Origin of the sequence: Actinoplanes auranticolor (assembly GCF_018332655.1) — a bacterium.
GTDB classification, from domain to species: Bacteria; Actinomycetota; Actinomycetes; order Mycobacteriales; family Micromonosporaceae; genus Actinoplanes; species Actinoplanes auranticolor.
This window is the reverse complement of sequence record NZ_BOQL01000066.1, coordinates 138,862-159,427: the sequence shown is the minus strand read 5'-3', so window position 1 is coordinate 159,427 and position 20,566 is coordinate 138,862. Positions and strand designations below refer to the sequence as shown.

Here is a 20,566-nt window from a genome sequence, read left to right as displayed (position 1 = left end):
GCAGAACGGGGAGGGCGATGCCGACGATCAGCGACGTCGCCCGGGCGGCGGGCGTCTCGATGAGCACGGTCTCGTACGTGCTCAGCGGGCGCCGGCCGATCTCCGCCGAGACCCAGGCCCGGGTCAAGGCGGCCATCGCCGAGCTGGGTTACCACCCGCACGCCGGGGCCCGCGCCCTGGCCAGCAGCCGGACCAGCGTGCTGGCCCTGGTGGTGCCGTTGCGGGTGGACGTGAGCGTCCCGGTCATCATGCAGTTCGTGACGGCGGTGGTGACCGCGGCCCGCACCTACAACCACGACGTGCTGCTGCTCACCAAGGACGAGGGCACGGCGGGCCTGGAACGGGTCGCCGGCGCCACCATGGTCGACGCGCTGATCGTGATGGACGTCGAGCGCGACGATGTCCGGATCCCGGCGCTGGGCCGGCTCAAGCAGCCGTCGGTGCTGATCGGGCTGCCCGACGACGCGGCCGGCATCGCCTGCGTCGACCTGGACTTCGCGGCCACCGCCGCCGAGTGCCTGCGGCACCTGGCCGGGCACGGGCACCGCAGGATCGCCCTCGTCGGCCCCTCGCCGGCGGTGTACGAGCGCGGCACTACGTACGCCTCGCGGTTCCTGACCGGCTTCACCGACGCCGCCGCCGAGCTGGGGCTGGACACGGTGGCGCATCCCTGCGGGCCGGGCGCCGCGGGTGTGCGCGAGTGCCTCGCCGAGATCGACGCCGAGCTGCCGGAAGTCTCGGCCCTGGTGGTGCACAACGAGGAGGCGCTGGTGCCGCTGCTGGAGGAGTTGCGGGCCAGCGGCCGCCGGGTGCCGGAGGACCTGTCCATCGTCGCGGTGTGCCCGCGCGACGTCGCGGTGGGCCTGCCAGTGCGGCTGACCTCGGCCGACATCCCCGCCCACGACGTCGGGACGCTGGCCGTGGAGACGGCGATGAACCTGCTGGACGGCCGCCGTACGCCGGGGACCCGGTTGCTGGCGCCGACCATCGTCGAGCGGGACAGCTGCTCTTCCCGCGACTGAGGAAATCTCCCCGTCACACTGTTGACATAGCGGTGAGCGGTTCCCTAGCGTCTGCCCAAGCCCCATCGTCGAAGCGCTTCGACGACCGCTTGTCGAAGCGCTTCGACGGACATGGTTTCCCCTGGGAGGACGGCATGGTCAGATCCCGAATGAGCCTCGCCGCGGGAGCGCTGCTGATGGCGGCGTCCCTCGGCCTCACCGCATGCAGTGATTCCGGCTCCGGCGACGAAGGCGCCGACGCCAAGTCTTTGACCCTGTGGCACTACGAGGGTCCCACCAGCGCCATGGGCGTCGCCTGGGCCAAGGCGATCGAGCTGTTCAAGGCGAGCCACCCCGGCGTGGAGGTGAAGTTCGAGGAGAAGAGCTTCGAGCAGATCCAGCAGAACGCCGGGATGATCCTCAACTCCGACAGCACCCCGGACATCCTCGAATACAACAAGGGCAACGCCACCGCCGGCCTGCTGTCCAAGCAGGGGCTGCTGACCGACCTCACCGAGGAGTCGGAGAAGCGGGGGTGGGAGAAGAAGCTCAGCCCGAGCCTGCAGACCACCACCAAGTACGACGACGACGGCATCATGGGCAGCGGCAAGACGTTCGGGGTGCCCAACTACGGCGAGTACGTGATGGTCTACTACAACAAGGACCTGTTCACGAAGCACAAGGTCGCCGTGCCCACCACGCTGGCGGAGTTCGAGGCCGCCATGGACACCTTCGTCAAGGCCGAGGTCACGCCGCTGTCGGTCGGCGGCGCCGAGTATCCGGCTCAGCAGATCTTCTACGAGCTGGCGCTGTCCAAGGCCAACCGGGCCTTCGTGGACGACTACCAGCTCTACAAGAACAAGGTCGATTTCCAGGGCCCGGAGTTCACCTTCGGCGCGCAGACCTTCGCCGACTGGGTCAGGAAGGGCTACATCGCCAAGAACTCGGCCGGCATCAAGGCCGAGGACATGGGCGTCGCCTTCACCCAGGGCAAGTTCCCGATCATGATCTCGGGCAGCTGGTGGTACGGCCGGTTCGCCTCGGAGATCAAGAACTTCGAGTGGGGCACGTTCCTGTTCCCCGGCAACACGCTGCACCCCGGCTCCAGCGGCAACCTGTGGGTGGTGCCGGCCAAGAGCAAGGCCAAGAGCCTGGCGTACGACTTCATCGACATCACCATGCAGCCCGAGGTGCAGAACCTGCTCGGCAACAACGGTGGTGTCCCGGTCGCGGCGGACACCGCGGGGATCACCGACGCTAAGAACAAGGAGCTCATCGACAACTTCGCCAAGATCTCCTCCAGTGACGGGCTGGCGTTCTACCCGGACTGGCCCGCGCCCGGCTACTACGACGTCATGGTCGGTGGCGTGCAGGGGCTGATCAACGGCTCGAAGACCCCGCAGCAGATGCTCGACGAGGTCGCCAAGCCGTACCAGGACAACCTCACCGACCTCGGCAAATGAGCCGGCAGGGAGGCCGGTCCACCGCCGGGTTCGGTTGGTACCTCGTCCCGGGGGTGCTGGCCTCCCTCGCGGTGATCGTGGTGCCGCTGGTGATGACCGTCGGCATCAGCTTCACCCGCTGGTCCGGCATCGGCAGTCCGGTGTGGGTCGGCTTCGAGAACTACACCCGGCTGTTCCACGACGAGCGGTTCTGGGCCTCGTTCGGGCACATCCTGCTGCTGATCCTGGCCATGGCGGTGGTGCCGACGCTGCTCGGCCTGCTGCTGGCGGCGGTGCTGTTCGACTACATCGCCAAGATCTTCGGGCCCCGCTGGGCCAGCGTGTTCCGCTCCGGCTTCTACCTGCCGCAGGTGCTGCCGGTCGCGGTGACCGGCATCGTCTGGGGCTGGATCCTGCACCCGAGCTACGGCGCGCTGAACCGGATCCTGGACTCCGTGGGGCTCTCCTCGCTGAGCCGCAACTGGCTCGGCGACCCGAAGTACGCGCTCTACAGCGTGATGGCGGTGATGGTCTGGTTCCAGCTCGGCTACCCGATCGTCATGTTCATGTCCGGCCTGCAACGCATCGACCCCGAGCTGTACGAGGCGGCCGACCTGGACGGGGCCGGCTGGTGGCAGCGCTTCCGGCACATCACCGTCTATCTGATCAAGCCGGAGTTCTACGTGGTGCTGGTGACCACCACCATCGCCGCGCTGAAGATCTTCGGGCAGATCTTCGTGTTGACCCGGGGCGGGCCGAGCAACGCGACGCTGGTGCCGTCGTACTTCGCTTGGCAGAACTTCTTCCAGAAGGCCCAGGTCGGCTACGGCTCGGCGATCTCCACCGTGCTGACGGTCCTGATCGTGGTGCTGGCGTTCGTCTTCCTGCGCTTGCAGACCCGCGACGAGCGCAAGGGAGTGTGAGATGACTGCCCTGGCCACTGCCCCGGACACCAGGACCGAGAGCAAGACCTCGCCGGGGGTCAACCGGCGGCGGTACCCGGCTCGCTACATCGTGCTGGGCGTGCTGCTCGTCCTGCTGCTGCTCGTCGTGGCGCCGCTGCTGGTCGTCGCGCTCAACGCGGTCAAGAGCCCGTCGGACTACGCGAGCAACGGGCCGCTGTCCATCCCGAAGTCGCTGCACTGGGACGGCATCGTCGACTTCTGGCAGCGGGTGGACTTCAGCCGCAAGCTGCTCAACAGCTTCATCACCAGCGCCGTCGTGTCGGTGCTGGCCGTGATCCTGTCGGTCCTCAACGCGTACGCGCTGGGCATCGGCCGGGTCCGCGGCCGGGTCTGGTTCCTGGTGTTCTTCCTGGTCGCCAACCTGCTGCCGCAGGAGGTGCTGGTCTACCCGCTGTACTACCTGTCCAAGAGCCTGCACCTGTACGACAGCCTGTTCTCGATCATCATCATCTTCACGGTGATCCAGAGCGCGTTCGGCACGTACCTGCTCTCCTCGGTCTACGCCGAGTTCCCGACCGAGCTGCTCGACGCGGCCGCGGTCGACGGGGCCGGCCGCTTCCGCACGCTGTGGCGGGTCGTCGTGCCGGTCAGCCGGCCGACCCTGGCGGTGCTGTTCACGTTCTTCTTCATCTGGACGTGGAACGAGTTCTTCCTGCCGCTGGTCTTCCTGATCTCCAACGCCAACCAGACCGTCCCGGTCGCGCTCGGCGTGCTCCAGGGCGACCGGCAGATGGACGCCACCACCACCAGCGCCTCGGCGCTGATCGGCATCCTGCCCGCGATGCTGTTCTTCCTCATCTTCCAGCGCACCCTCACCCGCGGCATCACCGCCGGCGCGATCAAGTAAAGGATTGTGCATGAAGTTCACCGACGGTTACTGGCGTAAGCGTGACGGCCTGACGGTCCTGCATCCGGTGCAGCTGCAGGACACGGCGGCCGGCGCGGGCACGCTGACCGCCTTCGCCACCGCCAAGCGGGTGCAGGGACGCGGGGACACCCTGGACGCCCCGATCATCACGGTCACCTGCACCGCGCCGCTGCCCGACGTCATCCGGGTGTCGATCAGCCATTTCGCCGGCTACCGCCCGCGCCGGCCGGACTTCGAGATCGCCGCGGACCCGGACTTCCGCGCGGAGGTGCACGGCAACGAGCTCACCTCGGGGGCGCTCACCGCCCGGTTCGCCGACGGCGACGCCTGGCGGCTGGACTTCCTGGCCGGCGGCCGGCGCCTGACCGGCAGCGGCTCGAAGGGCATGGGGGTCGTCGACACCGCCGAGGGCGAGCACTACGTGCACGAGCAGCTCGACCTCGGCGTGGGGGAGGCGGTCTACGGGCTCGGCGAGCGCTTCGGGCCGCTGGTCAAGAACGGCCAGACCGTCGACATCTGGAACGAGGACGGCGGCACCAGCAGCGAGCAGGCGTACAAGAACGTGCCGTTCTACCTGACCAACCGCGGCTACGGCGTGCTGGTCGACCACCCCGGCCGGGTGTCCTTCGAGGTCGGTTCCGAGCTGGTCTCGCGCACCCAGTTCAGCGTGGCCGGGCAGTCGCTGTCCTATCTGGTCATCTACGGTCCCACCCCGGCCGACATCCTGCGCAAGTACACCGCGCTGACCGGCCGCCCGGCCCTGCCGCCGGCCTGGTCCTTCGGACTGTGGCTGACCACCTCGTTCACCACCTCCTACGACGAGGAGACGGTGACCGGCTTCGTCGACGGGATGGCCGAGCGGGACCTGCCGCTGAGCGTCTTCCACTTCGACACGTTCTGGATGCGCGAGTTCAGCTGGTGCGACTTCGAGTGGGACGCGCGGATCTTCCCCGACCCGCCGGGCATGCTCAAACGGCTCTCCGACCGGGGGCTGCGGACCTGCGTGTGGATCAACCCGTACATCGCGCAGCGCTCGTCGCTGTTCGCCGAGGGGATGGCCGCGGGTTACCTGGTGCGCAAGCCCGACGGTGACGTCTGGCAGTGGGACCGCTGGCAGGCCGGCATGGCCCTGGTCGACTTCACCAACCCGGACGCCTGCGAGTGGTACGCGGGCAAGCTGCGGGCGCTGCTGGAGATGGGCGTCGACGCGTTCAAGTCCGACTTCGGCGAGCGCATCCCGCTCGACGTCGTGTGGCACGACGGCTCGGACCCGGAGCGGATGCACAACTACTACACCCAGCTCTACAACCGGGTGGTCTTCGACGTGCTGCGCGAGCACCGCGGTGAGGGCGACGCCGTGGTGTACGCCCGCTCCGCGACCGTCGGCGGCCAGCAGTTCCCGGTGCACTGGGGCGGCGACAACTCCTCGACGTACGAGTCGATGGCGGAGAGCCTGCGCGGCGGGCTGTCGCTGGCGGCCTCGGGCTTCGGCTTCTGGAGCCACGACATCGGCGGCTTCGAGGGCCTGCCGGACCCGGCGGTGTTCAAGCGCTGGATCCCGTTCGGCCTGCTCTCCTCGCACAGCCGGCTGCACGGCAACCAGACGTACCGGGTGCCGTGGCTGTTCGACGAGGAGGCCGTCGACGTGCTGCGCTCGTTCACCCGGCTGAAGCTCTCGCTGATGCCGTACCTGTTCGAAGCGGCCGGGCGCGCGCACCGCGAGGGCCTGCCGGTGATGCGGCCGATGATCTTCGGCTTCCCGGACGACCCAGCCGTCACGCATGTGGACCGGCAGTACCTGCTCGGCGACAACCTGCTGGTCGCGCCGGTGTTCAGCGAGGCCGGGGACACGTCGTACTACGTGCCGGCCGGGCGCTGGACCCGGTTCGGCACCGCGGAGATCGTCGAGGGACCGGGCTGGGTGCACGAGACGCACAGCTTCGCGAGCGTGCCGCTGCTGGTGCGCCCGGACTCGGTACTGGCGATCGGGGCCCGCACGGACCGGCCGGACTACGACTACCGCGACGGCATCACCCTGCAGCTCTACGAGCTGGCCGAGGGCACCCGGACGACGACCGTGCCGGGGCCGGCGGGGGAGCCGGCGACGACCTTCGCGGTGACCCGGTCGGGCGGCAGCGTGCGGGTGGTCCGGACCGGGGCGGCGGCACCGTGGCGGGTGCGGGCCGGTGACGTGGTCGCCGAGGTGGCCGCCGACGTGGCGACCTGCGAGCTGCGTCTGCCGTAAAGGTCGGACATCAGGCCGGTGGGGCGGGCAATTCCCGCCTCACCGCCGCGTTTCGGGCGTGCTGCCACGTAGTCACCGTCCATGAACACGTCGTTACAGAAGATTGCTCTCCTCCACTCGCGCCTGCCAGCGATATCTGGCAATGTCGTGGTCAGGGCTGTGAGCTGGGCCACAAGTGCCAGCGGTTTGCCCGGACGGAGGATCGATGATGATTCCACGACCGACGACGCCCCGGCGGCCGTCACGGTGGGCCGCGATGATCGGGGTGACGGCCCTCTTCGCCTCGCTCGCGGCCTGTTCGAGCGGGCCCGAGGGCACCGTGGTCAACCTCTACGGCGGAGCCAGTGGCACCGGCTTCGACAAGATCATCGCCGACTGCAACCAACAGGCAGCCGGCCGTTACACCATCGTCGGCAACCTGCTCCCCAGCGACGCCGACGGCCAGCGCGACCAGTTCGTCCGGCGGCTCGCCGCCAAGGACGACGGCATGGACCTGCTCGGCATGGACGTCACCTGGACCGCGGAGTTCGCCGAGGCCAAGTGGATCCGGGAGCTGACCGGCGACCAGAAGGCCCAGGCGACCAAGGACACCCTGCAACCACCGATCGACACGGCCACCTGGAAGGACAAGCTCTACGGCGTACCGCGCACGACCAACGTGCAGCTGCTGTGGTACCGCAAGTCGCTGGTGCCCACCCCGCCGAAGACCTTCGACGAGATGATCGCGATGGCCCAGCAGCTCAAGGCCCAGGGCAAGCCCTACGAGATCGGGCTCACCGCGGCCCAGTACGAGGGCTACGTGGTCAACGTCAACAACCTGATCACCGCGTACGGCGGCACGCTGGTCAACGAGGACAGCTCCCAGCCCACCATCGACGACAAGACCGTGCAGGCGCTGACCCTGCTGCGCAAGCTCGCCACCTCCGGGGTCACCAGCGCGTCGCTGTCCAACGCCCAGGAGCCGGAGGTCTTCGCGGACCTGCAGGCCGGACGCTCCGCCTTCTCGCTCAACTGGCCGTACGTGCTCAGCGCCATGCGCGAGGCCAACCCGGACCTGGTCGACGACCTCGGTTTCGCGCCCTATCCGTCGGTCGACGGCGGGCCGCCCAGGGTGACGCTGGGCGGGATGAACTACGCCATCAGCACCTACAGCAAGCACCCGGACGAGTCGTTCGAGGCCGCCATGTGCCTGCGCAACGAGAAGAACGCACTCAGCGCCGCCCTCGACGCCGGTGACGTGCCGGCGCTCGCCACGGTCTTCGAGCTCCCTGAGTTCAAGGAGGCGTACCCGATGGCCGACGTCATGCGGACCGAGCTGGAGGCCGCCGTGCCCCGCCCGGTGTCGCCGGTGTACCAGAACATCTCGACCCTGGTTTCCACCACGCTGTCCCCGCCGCAGAGCATCGATCCGCAGGCGGCGGCCGACGAACTCCGCGAGTCCATCCAGGACGCCATCGACGGCAAGGGGATCGTGCCATGACCGCCACCCCGACCGCGGCGGCCGCTGAGGCGGCCGAGGACCGCATGGACGACGGCACCACCGAGATCGCCCGGCAGCGGCACACCGACGCCAAACGGGCCGAGCGCAAGCTGGGGCTGATGCTCGTCGGCCCGGCCGTCTTCATCATGCTGGCGGTGGCCGCCTACCCGATCATCTACGCGTTCTGGCTGTCGCTGAACAAGGCGGACCTGCGCCAGCCGGACGCCAACGAGTTCATCTGGTTCGACAACTACGTCACCGTGCTGTCCAGTCCGATCTGGTGGACCGCGTTCGGCGTCACCATGCTGATCACGATCGTCGGCGCCACCCTGGAGCTGATCCTCGGGATGCTGCTGGCGATCGTCATGCACCGCACGATCGTCGGGCGCGGGCTGGTGCGGACCTCGGCGCTGGTGCCGTACGCGATCGTCACCGTGGTCGCGGCGTTCTCCTGGCGCTTCGCCTGGACCCAGGGACTGGGCTGGCTGGCCCCGGAGAATTCCGCGCCACTGACCGAGTTCTGGCCCTCGATCGGGATCATCATCCTGGCCGAGGTCTGGAAGACGGTCCCGTTCATGGCCCTGCTGCTGATGGCCGGGCTGGCGCTGGTGCCCGAGGACCTGCTCAAGGCCGCGTCGATGGACGGCGCCAACGCCTGGAAGCGGTTCTGGATGGTGACCGTGCCGCTGATCAAGCCGGCCATCCTGGTGGCGCTGCTGTTCCGCACCCTGGACGCGTTCCGGGTGTTCGACAACATCTTCATCCTCACCAGCGGGTCCAACCAGACCAGCTCGGTGTCGATGGTGGCCTACAGCAACCTGATCCGAGGGCTCAACCTGGGCATCGGGTCGGCGATGTCGGTGCTCATCTTCATCACCACCGGGATCATCGCGTTCGCGTTCATCAAGTTCTTCGGGGCGGCAGCGCCCGGGTCCGACGCTGAGGGGAAGCGGTAGTCATGCAGCCGGAGACCACGAACCGCAAGCTCATGTGGTGGGGCGTCAACGCGATCGTCCTGCTGTACGCCTTCGTCCCGGTGCTCTGGATCGTGTCGCTGTCGCTGAAGGACGACGCCACGCTCAACGACGGGAACTACATCCCCACCTCGCCCAGCAACGACAGCTACACCGCGATCTTCAACAATCCCGACTTCCTCCGGGCGCTGATGAACTCGATCGGCATCTGCATCATCGCCACCCTCATCGCCATCGCGTTCGGCACCATGGCCGCGTACGCCATCGCCCGGCTGGACTTCCCGGGCAAGCGGACGATCGTGGCGATGGCCCTGCTCGTGTCGATGTTCCCGCAGATCGCGCTGGTCACGCCGCTGTTCAAGATCGAGACGGCGATCGGGCTGTTCGACACCTGGCCCGGGCTGATCATCCCGTACATCGCCTTCGCGCTCCCGCTGGCGATCTACACGCTGTCGGCGTTCTTCCGGGAGATCCCGTGGGACCTGGAGAAGGCCGCGAAGATGGACGGCGCCACGCCGTACCAGGCCTTCCGCCGGGTGATCACCCCGCTGGCCATGCCCGGCATCTTCACCACGGCCATCCTGGTCTTCATCTCGTGCTGGAACGACTTCCTGTTCGCCCTCTCGCTCACCTCGACCTCGAACGCGCGGACCGTCCCGGCGGCGATGAGCTACTTCACCGGCGCCACCACGTTCGAGAAGCCGACCGGACCGATCGCGGCCGCCGCCGTGGTCATCACCATCCCCATCGTGATCTTCGTGCTGGTCTTCCAGCGGCGGATCGTCGCGGGGCTGACCTCGGGCGCCGTCAAGGGCTGACCCATCCCACGTACCGATACACCGAGGAGCTGACGTGGCCGAGATCGTTCTGGACCATGTGGTCAAGCGTTACCCCGACGGCGCCCTGGCCGTGGACGACTTCAACCTCGAGATCGCCGACGGCGAGTTCATCATCCTGGTCGGCCCGTCGGGGTGCGGCAAGTCGACCACACTGAACATGGTGGCCGGCCTGGAGGACATCACCGCGGGCAAGCTGATCATCGACGGTCAGGTGGTCAACGACAAAGCCCCCAAGGACCGCGACATCGCCATGGTGTTCCAGTCCTACGCGCTCTACCCGCACATGACGGTCGGCGACAACATGGGCTTCCCGCTGCGGCTGGCCGGGATGGACAAGGCGACCATCCGCAAGAAGGTGGAGCAGGCGGCCGAGATGCTGGAACTGACCCAGCACCTGGACCGCAAGCCGGCCAACCTGTCCGGTGGCCAGCGCCAGCGGGTGGCGATGGGCCGGGCCATCGTCCGGTCGCCCAAGGCGTTCCTGATGGACGAGCCACTGTCCAACCTGGACGCCAAGCTCCGAGTGCAGATGCGCACCCAGATCTCGCGGATCCAGAAGAACCTGGGCACGACGACGCTCTACGTCACCCACGACCAGACCGAGGCGATGACCCTGGGCGACCGCGTCGTGGTCATGCGCAGCGGCGTGGTCCAGCAGGTCGGTTCGCCGGCCCACCTGTACGCCCATCCGGCGAACCTGTTCGTGGCCGGCTTCATCGGCAGCCCGTCGATGAACTTCTTCCCCGGCCGCCTGCGCCCCGACGGCGTGGTGACGGCCCTGGGCGAGGCCAAACTGCCCGACCAGATCCGGCAGGCCCTCGACGGCTCGACCGCCGAGCGAGAGGTGATCGTCGGCATCCGCCCGGAGCACTTCGAGGAAGCGTCCCTGGTCGGCGACAAGCCGGGCGCCACCTTCGACGCGCCGATCGACATCGTCGAGGCGATGGGCTCGGACGTCTACGCCTACTTCACCATGAAGGGCGACCAGGCCCGGTCCAAGGATCTGGAGGACCTGGCCAAGGACACCGGCAACGACCTGCACAGCGGCGGCGTCGAGGTGACGGCCCGGCTGGACGCGGCGGCCAACGTCCAGCGCGGCAGGACCGCCCGGCTCTGGTACGACACCTCGAAGATCCAGGTGTTCGACGGGGCCTCCGGCAAGAACCTGGTGACCACGGACTGACCGCCGGACGATGAGCGCTGCCGGCGGCCGGTCAGCCGCCGGCAGCTACCCCGCGGGCCGCGGGTGGATGCCGTCGATGGCCAGGCCGAGCAGGCGTTCCGCCTCGCTGCCGTTCTCGCCGGGGCTGTGCTCGACGGCCATCGAGATGGCGGTCACCAGGGTCAGGAGGTCGTCGATCGACACCTCCGGGCGGACCGCGTCCGCCGCGCGGGCCCGGGTGAGCAGCTCGTCGCCGGCCCGCACGATCATGTGGTGACATTCGTTGTCGGTGCTCGGCACCAGCGACGATGCCAGCCCGCGCGTCGAGGCGACGTAGGCCCCGAGCGCGCGCAGCCAGATCGTCAGTGCGGGGCCGGGGTCCGCGCCCTCGGCGAGCTCGTGGGCCTGCTGGCACAGTGCCTCGACCCGGCCGTGGAAGACCGCGTTGAGCAGGGCCTGCCGGGACGGGAAGTGCCGGTGCAGCGTGGCCGAGCCGACGCCGGCCTGCCGGGCGATCTCCTCCAGGGAGGCGTCGGCGCCCTCGCGGGCGAACGCCGCCGAGGCCGCGGCGATCAGCTGGTCGTAGTTGCGCCGGGCGTCCGCGCGTCTGGGTCGCATGCTCACCGTCCCGACGGGGGTGGGTTGTGGAAGTGGGGTGGCCCTCCGTATCGTAGCGGACGACAAACGGGGGGCCGCCCCGTTTCTGCGGAAGGGCATGTCATGACACCGGTTCTGGTCACTGGAGGCACCGGCAAGCAGGGTGGGGCTGTCGCGCGGGCGTTGCTCGCCGGGGGCGTCGCCGTCCGGGCACTCGTCCGGGATCCGCAGGCCGACGCGGCCAAGGCGCTCGAGGCGCTCGGCGCCGAGCTGGTCGTGGGTGACCTCAACCAGCCCGCCTCGCTGGTGCCCGCGGCGACCGGGGTCCGCGGCGTGTTCTCGGTCCAGACGCCCGATGTCACCGATCTGGGCTCGGACGCCGAGGTGGTGCGCGGCCGCAATCTGGTCGCGGCGGCGCTGGCGGCCGGGGTGCCGCAGTTCGTGCACACGTCGGTGGCCGGCGCGGGGGAGTTCGCCCGCAGCGCACCGGGCTGGCACGAGGGCCGGTGGAACACCCACTACTGGGAGAGCAAGGCCGCCATCGACGAGGCCGTCCGGGCGGCGGGGTTCGCGTCCTGGACGGTCCTCAAGCCCGCGACGTTCATGGAGAACCTGATCGGCTGGTCGTTCATGTTCGGCAACTGGGCGCAGGACGGCTTCGTCACCACCTTCGGGCCGGACACGAAGCTGAGCTGGGTGGCCGTCGACGACATCGGCACCGCCGCCGCGGCCGCCTTCGCCGATCCCGCGCGCTGGCACGGCGTCGACCTGGACCTGGCCGGCGAGCGCCTGACGATGACCGAGGTCGCCGCCACCCTGACCGAGGTGCTCGGGCGGCCGGTCCCGGCGCCGGTGCTGACCGCCGGCGAGGCGGTGGCGCGCGGGCTGCCGGAGATGATGGTGCCGATGCACGAATGGACCGAGGTCGTGGGCAGCCCGGCACGCCCTGAGCAGACTCACGCATACGGCCTGCCCATGACGGACTTCCGCACCTGGGCCGTGTCCCACCTGGGTTGAGCGCAGTTCGGGTGGCCGCCGGGCCGCGAGTCGGGGAGGGTGGAGGCATGACTGAGCCGCTCTGGACCGGGCCCGCCGTCGCCCTGGTCACCCTGTTCGACGCCGATGCCGCGGTCGACGCGAAAGGCACCGCCGAGCACGCCGCCCGGCTCGTGGACGCCGGGATCCGGGCGGTGCTGGTCAACGGCAGCACCGGCGAGGCCGCCACGGTCTCCGACGCCGAACGGGTGGAGCTGGTCGCAGCGGTCCGCGCGGCCTGCCCCGGGGTGCCGGTGATCGCCGGTGCCTCCGGGGAGTGGTGGCAGCCCGCCGCGGCCCGCGTCACCGCGGCGATCGACGCCGGGGCCGACGCCGTGCTGGTCGCGCCGCCGCGGCTGGGCGGGGCCCTGGGCAGTTACTTCGCGCACGTGGTGGAGGCCGCCGGCGCGGTGCCGGTGCTGGCCTATCACTACCCGGGCGTCGCGGGCGGGCCGGTGCCGGTCGAGGCCCTGGGTGACCTGGGCCTGGCCGGGATCAAGGACTCCAGCGGTGACCCGGCGCGGCTCGGGCACGAGCTCGGCCTCGGCGGGGACCTGGCCGTCTACAGCGGCGCCTCCGCCCTGCTGGGCTACGCGAGCTGGCTGGGCGCGGCCGGGGGCATTGTGGCGGCGGCGAACCTCGTACCGCAGCAGTGCCTGGCCGCCTGGGAGCGCGACGCCGCCGCGCAGCACGTCGTGCTGCGCACCGAGCGGGAGGCCAAGGCCCTGCCGGGCGGCCTCAAGGAGGCCATGGCCCGGCAGTACGGCACCTCACCGGTACGCCGGCTGGGCTGACCCGCTACTGGCATGCGGGCCAGTGCTCCGGTCTTCAGGCCGGGGTGAGGGTCTGCGCTGGGAGGGCCGCCAGGCCCGAGCAGTGCCTTCAGCAGTAACTGGGTTGGCATGATCCGTGCACTCCCTCGGCAGTTCAGCACGTCGGGTGTCCGAGACTTCGCGATGATCTACCGTTCGCCGGTGCGCGGCACCGGCGCGATCCCGGTCAATTCGACCGCGGCGTACAGGTGCCGGCGTGGTGATGCCAGCCGGTGGCAGTGTGCGGCGGAGGGTGGACTCCCGCAGGGTGTAGCCGGTGTCCGTGCCGGCATGCGGGAAGTCGTTATTCGGTGAATGCGGTCCAGGAGGTGGCTCGGTCGAATCTGCGGGCGGTGAGGTCATCGACGCGGATCAGGAAACGGCCGAAGTAGACCTCGTCACCGGGATCGAATTGTACGAGTGGGATCCACTCCTGCCGGACCCGTTGCAACTCCTCCTCCACCAGAACGTTCTCCTGCTCCCGATCGGCGACCGGGTCACCGGCCTTCGGCCGAGCCCGGAAGTTCTCCTCCGCGATCGTCAGCTCGGGGTCGTCGTACAGATGGCCTCGGGAAATGCCGCCGGTGTTCCACGAGTAGCCGCCGAACTGGAAGGTGGCGGAGTTCCCCGCCGGCCACAGCCGGTCGACCAGGGCGCAGAGTTCGCGGCGGTGTGGCAGGTCGCGTGCCAGCCGTTTCTGGAATGACGACAGGTCCTCCTCCTCGGAGTCCAGCCACTCCGGGAGGTCGGCATGGACGACGGCGAAGAGGTCCTGCTCCGGGCCGATGAAATCACGACCCGAGACGAACAGGTAAGGCAAATGGTTCTCCGGGGCCTGCACCACGGTGTCCGTGCCGACCGGAACGTAGACGATGCGCGCGTACTGCTGCTCCTTGTCATGATCGAAGGTGTCGTAGGCGTCCTCGTGATGCAGGAAGACGAGAAGCGAGCCGTCCGGCGGCAACGGCAGACTGTCGACCCCCGGAAGCGCGGCACAGTCGAAGGACGCGACGAACGGCAGCGGGTAATCCTCCGAGTCAGTAGGCCATGGCATGCCCGCCGGGAGATGGGGCAGCCCGCCGCCCCGACCGACGAGAAGGTCGGCGGACTGCCCGGGCGGCAGGCCCCGGGGATGCGCCACGATCTCGCCGTTGTGCCGCTCGTTCGCCCAGATGGCGAAGCGGAGAAGCTCGGCGAACTTCGCCGTCTCGTCCTCGGGGAAACCCTCTTCGATCGCCGCGCGATGGAAGCTCTCGTAGTAATCCACGGTACGCATATTGGCAGATACGGATCTTGTGGCAAGCACACCCGCGACTGGGGGTGCCGCTTCGGGCCAGTCTTGAGCTGCGCTAGCCGGCGTTGTTATTCGTGGGTCGTCGCTGATGCCGGTCGCGGGCAGCCTTGTGAGCGGCGCCGAGCAGGCTCAGCGCCTCCGGGAGCGTTGTGTCGGGGTTGACGACGGACAGCCAGCCCGCCCTGCCGTAGACCGGATGGGGGAACCAGGTGTCGCGGAGGTGGGCGTCGTGGTTGGCGTTCATGGCATCTCGAGGCGATGAGCCGATGACTCGCGCGAAGTCCGCCTTGGGCGCGGCGATGTTGAGCCGGAAGGTGCCTGGCTGGTCCAGGCCAGAAGGAGGCTCGTCGGGGTAGTCCTTTGTCACGATCGTGGCGAAGGGTTGTGTTGCCGGGATTACACCGTCGGGCGCGTAGTAGATGAACGCGTCGCCCCAGCTGACTTCGGGCGACGTGTCGCCGGGTTGTGGTTGCAGGATGAGTACGGCGTCCAGTGTCTTCGCGTGATTGATGATGTCGTCCATGTCCATGTGTTCTAGCGTCACATTGAACTGCTTGTGGAGACTTTCGATCGGGGGGCCTCGGCGATGACCACGGTAACTCTCCACCGCCCGTTGCGAACCGCCGACGTGGCCCGACGTGCTGGCTGCTCCGTCCAGCAGGTGCGCAACCTCGAACGTGACGGGGTATTGGAATCGCCGACGCGTACTCCATCGGGTTATCGCGCGTGGACCGAGATGCATGCGCTAGCGGCAGCGACCTACGTCGTCCTCGCCGCGGGCGTCGGGCCTGCCGAGGCGAAGAAGCTCATCCGCGTCGCACGCGCCGGCACGGAAAATGACGTCCTGGCGATCGTCGACAAGGCGCATGCCCGCCTGCACACCGAGCGGCGGGACGTCGAGCTAGCCAGAGATGCTGTCGTCGCGATCACCGCCGAACCCATTGACGACGTCCGGCCCAACGACGCCATGACCATCTCCGAACTTGCAGCCGCCCTAGCAGTGCCCACCTCGACGCTGCGGTACTGGGACCGGCAAGGCCTGCTCACCCCCGCTCGAGCAGTTCGCGGACGTGCACGCATCTACACCCCCGCCGATGTCCGGGACGCGCGGATCGTGCACCAGTTACGCCTTGCCGGCTATCGCATCCCACCGCTGCGCGCGCTCATGCCGGTCCTGCGGCAACGCGGCCGCACGTCTGACATCACCGCCGCCCTCCGGGCACGGGACCGACACATCAACTCGCGTTCGCGAGCCCTTCTCCAAGCGGCGTCTGGACTCTTGACTCTGACATCTTCCGTGGAGCCCCAATCAGGTCCGTCGGAAAACGACGAGTGACGCTCGGCGGACTACACCGTCAACCGGTCCACCCCGGCGAACGTACGCCCTGCGGCCGGAGCAACGACAAGATGGCCTTGACCATCCGGGAGTGGGACTGCCCCTGCGGCAGTCACCACGACCGTGACATCAACGCCGCCAGGAACATCGAGGCCGCCGGACAGGCGGACTTCAACGACCGTGGAGCGCAGATGAGACCGGGACTCGTCCCGGCACCGCGCAGCGAAGCGGTGACCCACCCGGACGCCGCGGGTTCCACGCGCAGCGTGGAGGGATTTCCGCACACTAGGGCGGAGAGGATGTCACTTGTCCAGCTTGGCCGGGTCGATGGTGGTGTCCTGGTGCAGGATGAACCGGTTGGTCGCGTAGGTGATGGCCCAGAGCACGACGCCGATGATCAGCAGTACCCCGGCCACCCGGTAGTCGGCGGCCGCCCGGCCGGAGAGCGGGCTGGCCAGGTAGGCACAGCTGATCGCCCCGATGATCGGGATGACCGTCGGCGCCTTGAAGTGCTTGTGCTCCACCGTGTCGCGGCGCAGCACCAGCACCGCGACGTTCACCACGGTGAAGACGCAGAGCAGCAGCAGCGCGGTGGTGCCGCCGAGGGCGGTCAGGTCGGCGAACCAGATCAGTCCGAAGGCGATCAGCGTGGTGAAGACGATGCCGACCCACGGCGTACGCCGGGTGCGGTGCACCGTGCCGAGCACCTTGGGCAGCACCCGCTCGTTGGCCATGCCGTAGAGCAGCCGGCTGGCCATCAGCATGTTGATCAGTGCCGAGTTGGCCACCGCGAACATCGTGATGAAGGCGAAGACGGTCAGCGGGAACGCCGGCGCCCCGGCCGCCACCACCTTGAGCAGCGGCGCGTCGCCCTCGTTGAGGTCGGCCGGGGAGACCAGCGCCACGGCGGAGATGGCCACCAGGACGTAGATCACGCCGGTGATGCACAGGCCGGTCAGCATCACCTTGGGGAAGATCCGTACCGGGTCCTTGGTCTCCTCGGCCATGTTGACCGAGTCCTCGAAGCCGACCATGGCGAAGAACGCCAGCGCGGTGGCCGCGGTGACCGAGAAGAACGCGTGCTCGCCGGGCGGCGAGTCGAACTCCACCAGGCGTGACAGGTCACCGTTGCCGCCGCCCAGTGCCCAGGCGCCGATGGCGATGACGATCAGCAGGCCGGTCAGCTCGACACAGGTCAGCACCACGTTGGCCTTGACGCTCTCGCCGACGCCGCGGAAGTTGACCAGCGCGATCAGGGTCATGAAGCCGACTGCCACCGCGGTCAGTCCCAGGCCCTCGCCGAGGGACAGGCCGAACGCCTCGGCGAAGTTGCCGGCGAACGCCTTCGACGCGCTGGACGCCGAGGTCAGGCCCGAGCACATCACCGCGAAGGTGACCATGAAGGTGAAGAAGTGGATGCCGAAGGCCTTGTGGGTGTACAGCGCCGCGCCGGCTGCCCGCGGATACTTGGTCACCAGCTCCAGATAGCTGAACGCGGTCAGCAGCGCCACCACGAAGGCGATGAGGAACGGCAGCCAGACCGCCCCGCCGACCTCGCCCGCGACCTTGCCGGTGAGGGCGTAGACCCCGGTGCCGAGGATGTCCCCGACGACGAAGAGCAGCAGGAGCCCGGGGCCGATGACCCGGTTGAGAGAGGGTTGTTCGCGTGCTTCGGTGCTGTCCCGTGTTCCCGCGTCCGCCATAGCCGCGTACCTCCACATCGACATGCCTGGCCTCACGGTAAGGGATCAGCGGCCAACGCGCCGCCGCTGAGGCTTGTTCCGGCGCGGCGCACGGGTGAGGATCGACCCACGTGATCCCATCTGCCGGAGGACGACATGCACATCGTGCTGGCTGCCAAGCCCGACGCCGACCAGCCCTGGATCACCGACGCGGTGGCCCGGCTGGCCAAACAGACCGGCGCCACGGTCACCGTGGTCGCGGTCGACGAGGTGGAGCTGGAGCGGTTCTCCCCGGCGCCGCGCAGCGTCTTCGTCCAGGGCGCGCGGGAGGCGGTCGACACGGCGATCCGGCGGCTGGCCGACGTGGGGGTCGAGGCGCAGGGGGCGGTGCTGCCCGGCCGCCCGCTGGAACGCATCATCGAGTTCGCGGCCCAGCAGGAGGCCGACGTGATCGTGGTCGGGGCCAGCTCCCGGCCGGCGCTGGCGGAACGACTCCTCGGCAGCGTCCCCCTGCAGCTGATCGAGAAAGCGTCCCGCCCGGTCCTCGTGGTGACCCACCCCTGATGGCGGTGTTCGCGCAGATCTCCCTGGGCGTGCAGGACTGCGAGCGGGCCGGCGCCTTCTGGAGCGCGGCCCTCGGCTACGTCCGGCGCCCGCCGCGCTACCCGGGTGACGACTGGATCGTCATCGAGCCGCCGGTGGGCGTCCCGGGCGCGGCGATCGCGATGGACGCGAGCGAGACCCCGGTGCAGGAACAGCCGCGGATCCACTTCGACCTCGACGCCGGTGACCGCTCCCTCGACGAGGAGGTCGCCCGGCTCCTCGCCCTCGGTGCCCAGCGCGTGGACTGGCCGTACTACCCGGAGCAGCTGGAGCCGGGCGCGCCGCCGTACGTGGTGCTCGCCGACCCGGAGGGCAACCGCTTCTGCGTGGCCGGCCGGCGCTGATCCCTACTCCCAGGCGCCCAGCAGGGAGACCGGCGCGACCCGGGTCGCCGACCAGGAGGTCAGCAGGCTGGTCAGGCCGGTGACCACGAACGCCACCACCGCGAGCACCGCCATCAGCGTCCAGGGCAGGTCCAGGGTCGCGGTGCCCGTCACGGCCGAGGTCGTGGCCAGCACCGCGACGTAGGTGCCGGCCGCGGCCAGCGCGCCCAGGAAGACGCCGATCATGGTGACCGCCGACGACTCCAGCAGGGCCGCGCGCAGCACCTGGAGCCGGGTCAGGCCGGTCGCGCGGGCCGCGGCGAACTCCCGGCCCCGGGCGGCCGCGGCGATCACGACCGCGTTGACCACGCCGATCAGGGCGTACAGGCCGCCGAGGCCGAGCACGATCAGCATGATGTCGTCGCTCGTGCTGGTCCGGGCCTCGGCGTCGGCCCGGAGCCAGTCGTCCACGCCGGTCACGGTGCCCACGGTGGACAGTTCCGCGGTGACCCGGGCGGGGTCGGCACCGGGGGCGAGCGTGACGAACGTCCGGGTCGGTGCGCCGGCGAGCTGGTCCGCCGGGAGCAGACCGGCCGGTACGAGCAGGGCCGCGCCGCCGCCGATGGTGGTCGGCACCTCGGCGACGACCGGCAGCGAGTGGTCGGTGCCGGCGAAGTGGGCCGTCACGGTGTCGCCCCGGGAGAAGCCCTCCCGGCCCGGGCCGCCCGCCACGGCGTTGCCCCGCAGCGCCTGCAGGTAGCCGCTGCCGGGGTGGGCCCGTGCGAAGGCCGCCGGCTCGACGACCAGGGCGGATTGGATCAGGGTGTCCGCCGTGTCGCCCCGGCCCGTGGTGATGCGGAGCGGGGTCTCGGTCTCCGACGAGAAGGACGCTACTCCGGCCACGGCCGGGAAACCCGGTCCGGTGGTCTCGACGACCAGGTCGGCGGCCGTGCCGCGGCGTTGCTCGGCCACGCCGGCGGCGGCGAACGAGGCGGACGCCCCGACCTGCCCGAAGACGACGCCGATCAGCACGATGAGCGGGGCCGCGGTGGCCGCGCTACGGCGGACCTCGTCGCGCAGGTTGGCCCGGGCCAGCATGCCGGTCACCCCAGCGGCCGGGATCAGCCGGGCGACCCCGGGGACCAGCACCGGCGCCAGCAGCGACAGGGCGACCGCCGCGCACAGCGACACGTTCATCGTCAGGGCCTGACCGCCGGCCGGCCCGCCCACCGGGGCCAGGATGATCAGGGCCACCGCCCCGGCGGCGAAGAACAGCCCGGTGAGCCAGCGCCCGGCGGTCATCACCCGGCCCGCGTCGGGATCGCGCAGCGCGTCCAGCGGGCGGACCCGGGCGGCCCGCCGGGCGGCGACCAGCACCCCGGCCAGCGCCAGGCCCAGGCCGACCCCGGCGGAGGCGCCGAGGATCCAGTCGCGCCACTGCCCGGTGAACCCGCCCGGCACGAAGCCGAAGCCGACCAGCAGCCGGGTCTGCAGGGCCATCACCGCCAGCCCGGCCGGTACGCCGGTGACGGTCCCGATCAGCCCGAGCAGCAGCGCCTCGCCCATCAGCAGCCGGCGCACGTGCCGGCGACCGCCGCCGACCAGCCGCAGCAGCGCCAGGTCGCGCCGGCGTTGGGCCACGGTGAAGGCGAACGTGGAACTGATGATGAACACGGCCAGGAACGCCGAGAAGCCCAGCGTCACGCCGAGCAGCGCCACCGACGCCTCGGCGCTGTCGCTGAAACGCAGCCGCTCGGCCGGGGACAGGCCGGCCGGCGGGTCCAGGGTCGCCGCCGAGATCAGCAGCAGCAGCGAGGACTGCACCAGCGCGACGCCCAGGCACACCGACAGGGTGGCGCCGACGAACAGCTGCCAGCGCTCGGCCAGTCCGGAGATACTCATCCGCAG

The 20,566-nt window shown here is 69.7% G+C and carries 19 protein-coding genes and 1 pseudogene; 15 read left to right on the top strand and 5 right to left on the bottom strand.

Features of this window, described 5'->3' with window-relative positions; genetic code table 11:
• The first annotated feature begins 17 nt into the window (after positions 1-17).
• The 9 genes from Aau02nite_RS37390 (at position 18) to Aau02nite_RS37350 (ending at position 10,997) form a co-directional block, all read left to right on the top strand.
• Complete coding sequence (locus Aau02nite_RS37390) at positions 18-1,022, top strand: LacI family DNA-binding transcriptional regulator (RefSeq protein ID WP_212993350.1); 1,005 nt, start codon at positions 18-20, stop codon at positions 1,020-1,022.
• A gap of 134 nt (positions 1,023-1,156) precedes the next feature.
• Positions 1,157-2,464 carry an extracellular solute-binding protein gene (locus Aau02nite_RS37385; protein WP_212993349.1) on the top strand — a complete coding sequence of 436 codons (1,308 nt, stop codon included), beginning with the start codon at positions 1,157-1,159 and terminating at the stop codon, positions 2,462-2,464.
• Positions 2,461-3,366 carry a carbohydrate ABC transporter permease gene (locus tag Aau02nite_RS37380; RefSeq protein ID WP_212993348.1) on the top strand — a complete coding sequence of 302 codons (906 nt, stop codon included), beginning with the start codon at positions 2,461-2,463 and terminating at the stop codon, positions 3,364-3,366. Before Aau02nite_RS37385 ends, Aau02nite_RS37380 begins: the two co-directional genes overlap by 4 nt.
• A gap of 1 nt (position 3,367) precedes the next feature.
• The gene (locus Aau02nite_RS37375; RefSeq protein WP_212993347.1) at positions 3,368-4,255 is read left to right on the top strand and encodes a carbohydrate ABC transporter permease; all 888 of its coding nucleotides are present in this window, start codon (positions 3,368-3,370) and stop codon (positions 4,253-4,255) included.
• 10 nt (positions 4,256-4,265) lie between these two features.
• Positions 4,266-6,521 carry an alpha-xylosidase gene (gene yicI / locus Aau02nite_RS37370; RefSeq protein ID WP_212993346.1) on the top strand — a complete coding sequence of 752 codons (2,256 nt, stop codon included), beginning with the start codon at positions 4,266-4,268 and terminating at the stop codon, positions 6,519-6,521.
• 256 nt (positions 6,522-6,777) lie between these two features.
• Complete coding sequence (locus Aau02nite_RS37365) at positions 6,778-8,001, top strand: ABC transporter substrate-binding protein (protein WP_246595730.1); 1,224 nt, start codon at positions 6,778-6,780, stop codon at positions 7,999-8,001.
• Positions 7,998-8,957 (top strand): carbohydrate ABC transporter permease, encoded by a 960-nt coding sequence (locus Aau02nite_RS37360; RefSeq protein WP_281421133.1) that lies wholly within the window; start codon positions 7,998-8,000, stop codon positions 8,955-8,957. Before Aau02nite_RS37365 ends, Aau02nite_RS37360 begins: the two co-directional genes overlap by 4 nt.
• 2 nt (positions 8,958-8,959) lie before the next feature.
• On the top strand, positions 8,960-9,793 hold the full coding sequence (locus tag Aau02nite_RS37355; RefSeq protein WP_212993345.1) for a carbohydrate ABC transporter permease: 834 nt from the start codon (positions 8,960-8,962) through the stop codon (positions 9,791-9,793).
• A gap of 34 nt (positions 9,794-9,827) precedes the next feature.
• Positions 9,828-10,997 (top strand): ABC transporter ATP-binding protein, encoded by a 1,170-nt coding sequence (locus Aau02nite_RS37350; RefSeq protein WP_212993344.1) that lies wholly within the window; start codon positions 9,828-9,830, stop codon positions 10,995-10,997.
• A 45-nt stretch (positions 10,998-11,042) separates the two neighbouring features.
• Here Aau02nite_RS37350 and Aau02nite_RS37345 read toward each other — a convergent pair whose 3' ends face one another.
• On the bottom strand, positions 11,043-11,594 hold the full coding sequence (locus Aau02nite_RS37345; protein WP_212993343.1) for a TetR/AcrR family transcriptional regulator: 552 nt from the start codon (positions 11,592-11,594) through the stop codon (positions 11,043-11,045).
• Between the two features lie 102 nt (positions 11,595-11,696).
• On the opposite strand from Aau02nite_RS37345, the gene Aau02nite_RS37340 reads away from it, so the two are divergent.
• Both Aau02nite_RS37340 and Aau02nite_RS37335 read left to right on the top strand, forming a co-directional pair.
• Positions 11,697-12,590: an NmrA/HSCARG family protein gene (locus tag Aau02nite_RS37340; protein WP_212993342.1), complete on the top strand. Its 894-nt coding sequence runs from the start codon at positions 11,697-11,699 to the stop codon at positions 12,588-12,590.
• Between the two features lie 47 nt (positions 12,591-12,637).
• Positions 12,638-13,402, top strand: a complete 765-nt coding sequence (locus Aau02nite_RS37335; protein WP_212993341.1) for a dihydrodipicolinate synthase family protein — start codon at positions 12,638-12,640, stop codon at positions 13,400-13,402.
• 322 nt (positions 13,403-13,724) lie between these two features.
• Here the strand turns inward: Aau02nite_RS37335 and Aau02nite_RS37330 are convergent, their stop codons facing one another.
• A complete protein-coding gene (locus Aau02nite_RS37330) occupies positions 13,725-14,687 on the bottom strand; it encodes a DUF1963 domain-containing protein (protein WP_212993340.1) in 963 nt (320 codons plus the stop codon).
• A gap of 82 nt (positions 14,688-14,769) precedes the next feature.
• Positions 14,770-15,243 carry a DUF6194 family protein gene (locus Aau02nite_RS37325; RefSeq protein WP_212993339.1) on the bottom strand — a complete coding sequence of 158 codons (474 nt, stop codon included), beginning with the start codon at positions 15,241-15,243 and terminating at the stop codon, positions 14,770-14,772.
• Positions 15,244-15,300: 57 nt separating this feature from the next.
• Here Aau02nite_RS37325 and Aau02nite_RS37320 point away from each other — a divergent pair, with 57 nt between their 5' ends.
• Together Aau02nite_RS37320 and Aau02nite_RS47580 are read left to right on the top strand one after the other, a co-directional pair.
• Positions 15,301-16,050: a MerR family transcriptional regulator gene (locus Aau02nite_RS37320; RefSeq protein ID WP_281421132.1), complete on the top strand. Its 750-nt coding sequence runs from the start codon at positions 15,301-15,303 to the stop codon at positions 16,048-16,050.
• Positions 16,047-16,187, top strand: a pseudogene (locus tag Aau02nite_RS47580) (hypothetical protein); the annotation flags it as partial. The gene Aau02nite_RS37320 and the pseudogene Aau02nite_RS47580, both read left to right, overlap by 4 nt.
• 165 nt (positions 16,188-16,352) lie before the next feature.
• Here the strand turns inward: Aau02nite_RS47580 and Aau02nite_RS37310 are convergent.
• Positions 16,353-17,777 carry an APC family permease gene (locus Aau02nite_RS37310; protein ID WP_246595728.1) on the bottom strand — a complete coding sequence of 475 codons (1,425 nt, stop codon included), beginning with the start codon at positions 17,775-17,777 and terminating at the stop codon, positions 16,353-16,355.
• Between the two features lie 111 nt (positions 17,778-17,888).
• On the opposite strand from Aau02nite_RS37310, the gene Aau02nite_RS37305 reads away from it, so the two are divergent.
• A complete protein-coding gene (locus Aau02nite_RS37305; protein WP_212993338.1) occupies positions 17,889-18,296 on the top strand; it encodes a universal stress protein in 408 nt (135 codons plus the stop codon).
• Positions 18,296-18,679: a VOC family protein gene (locus Aau02nite_RS37300; RefSeq protein ID WP_246595727.1), complete on the top strand. Its 384-nt coding sequence runs from the start codon at positions 18,296-18,298 to the stop codon at positions 18,677-18,679. Before Aau02nite_RS37305 ends, Aau02nite_RS37300 begins: the two co-directional genes overlap by 1 nt.
• Before the next feature lie 3 nt (positions 18,680-18,682).
• Here the strand turns inward: Aau02nite_RS37300 and Aau02nite_RS37295 are convergent, their stop codons facing one another.
• The gene (locus Aau02nite_RS37295; protein WP_246595726.1) at positions 18,683-20,560 is read right to left on the bottom strand and encodes an FtsX-like permease family protein; all 1,878 of its coding nucleotides are present in this window, start codon (positions 20,558-20,560) and stop codon (positions 18,683-18,685) included.
• Positions 20,561-20,566: the final 6 nt, after the last annotated feature.

Bases quoted from the DNA above. Each gene is read 5' to 3' on its own strand.
- Aau02nite_RS37390 (WP_212993350.1), top strand. From the start codon at position 18: ATGCCGACGATCAGCGACGTCGCCCGGGCGGCGGGCGTCTCGATGAGC.
- Aau02nite_RS37385 (WP_212993349.1), top strand. From the start codon at position 1,157: ATGGTCAGATCCCGAATGAGCCTCGCCGCGGGAGCGCTGCTGATGGCG.
- Aau02nite_RS37380 (WP_212993348.1), top strand. From the start codon at position 2,461: ATGAGCCGGCAGGGAGGCCGGTCCACCGCCGGGTTCGGTTGGTACCTC.
- Aau02nite_RS37375 (WP_212993347.1), top strand. From the start codon at position 3,368: ATGACTGCCCTGGCCACTGCCCCGGACACCAGGACCGAGAGCAAGACC.
- yicI (WP_212993346.1), top strand. From the start codon at position 4,266: ATGAAGTTCACCGACGGTTACTGGCGTAAGCGTGACGGCCTGACGGTC.
- Aau02nite_RS37365 (WP_246595730.1), top strand. From the start codon at position 6,778: ATGATCGGGGTGACGGCCCTCTTCGCCTCGCTCGCGGCCTGTTCGAGC.
- Aau02nite_RS37360 (WP_281421133.1), top strand. From the start codon at position 7,998: ATGACCGCCACCCCGACCGCGGCGGCCGCTGAGGCGGCCGAGGACCGC.
- Aau02nite_RS37355 (WP_212993345.1), top strand. From the start codon at position 8,960: ATGCAGCCGGAGACCACGAACCGCAAGCTCATGTGGTGGGGCGTCAAC.
- Aau02nite_RS37345 (WP_212993343.1), bottom strand. From the start codon at position 11,594: ATGCGACCCAGACGCGCGGACGCCCGGCGCAACTACGACCAGCTGATC.
- Aau02nite_RS37340 (WP_212993342.1), top strand. From the start codon at position 11,697: ATGACACCGGTTCTGGTCACTGGAGGCACCGGCAAGCAGGGTGGGGCT.
- Aau02nite_RS37335 (WP_212993341.1), top strand. From the start codon at position 12,638: ATGACTGAGCCGCTCTGGACCGGGCCCGCCGTCGCCCTGGTCACCCTG.
- Aau02nite_RS37325 (WP_212993339.1), bottom strand. From the start codon at position 15,243: ATGGACATGGACGACATCATCAATCACGCGAAGACACTGGACGCCGTA.
- Aau02nite_RS37320 (WP_281421132.1), top strand. From the start codon at position 15,301: ATGACCACGGTAACTCTCCACCGCCCGTTGCGAACCGCCGACGTGGCC.
- Aau02nite_RS37310 (WP_246595728.1), bottom strand. From the start codon at position 17,777: ATGTCGATGTGGAGGTACGCGGCTATGGCGGACGCGGGAACACGGGAC.
- Aau02nite_RS37305 (WP_212993338.1), top strand. From the start codon at position 17,889: ATGCACATCGTGCTGGCTGCCAAGCCCGACGCCGACCAGCCCTGGATC.
- Aau02nite_RS37300 (WP_246595727.1), top strand. From the start codon at position 18,296: ATGGCGGTGTTCGCGCAGATCTCCCTGGGCGTGCAGGACTGCGAGCGG.
- Aau02nite_RS37295 (WP_246595726.1), bottom strand. From the start codon at position 20,560: ATGAGTATCTCCGGACTGGCCGAGCGCTGGCAGCTGTTCGTCGGCGCC.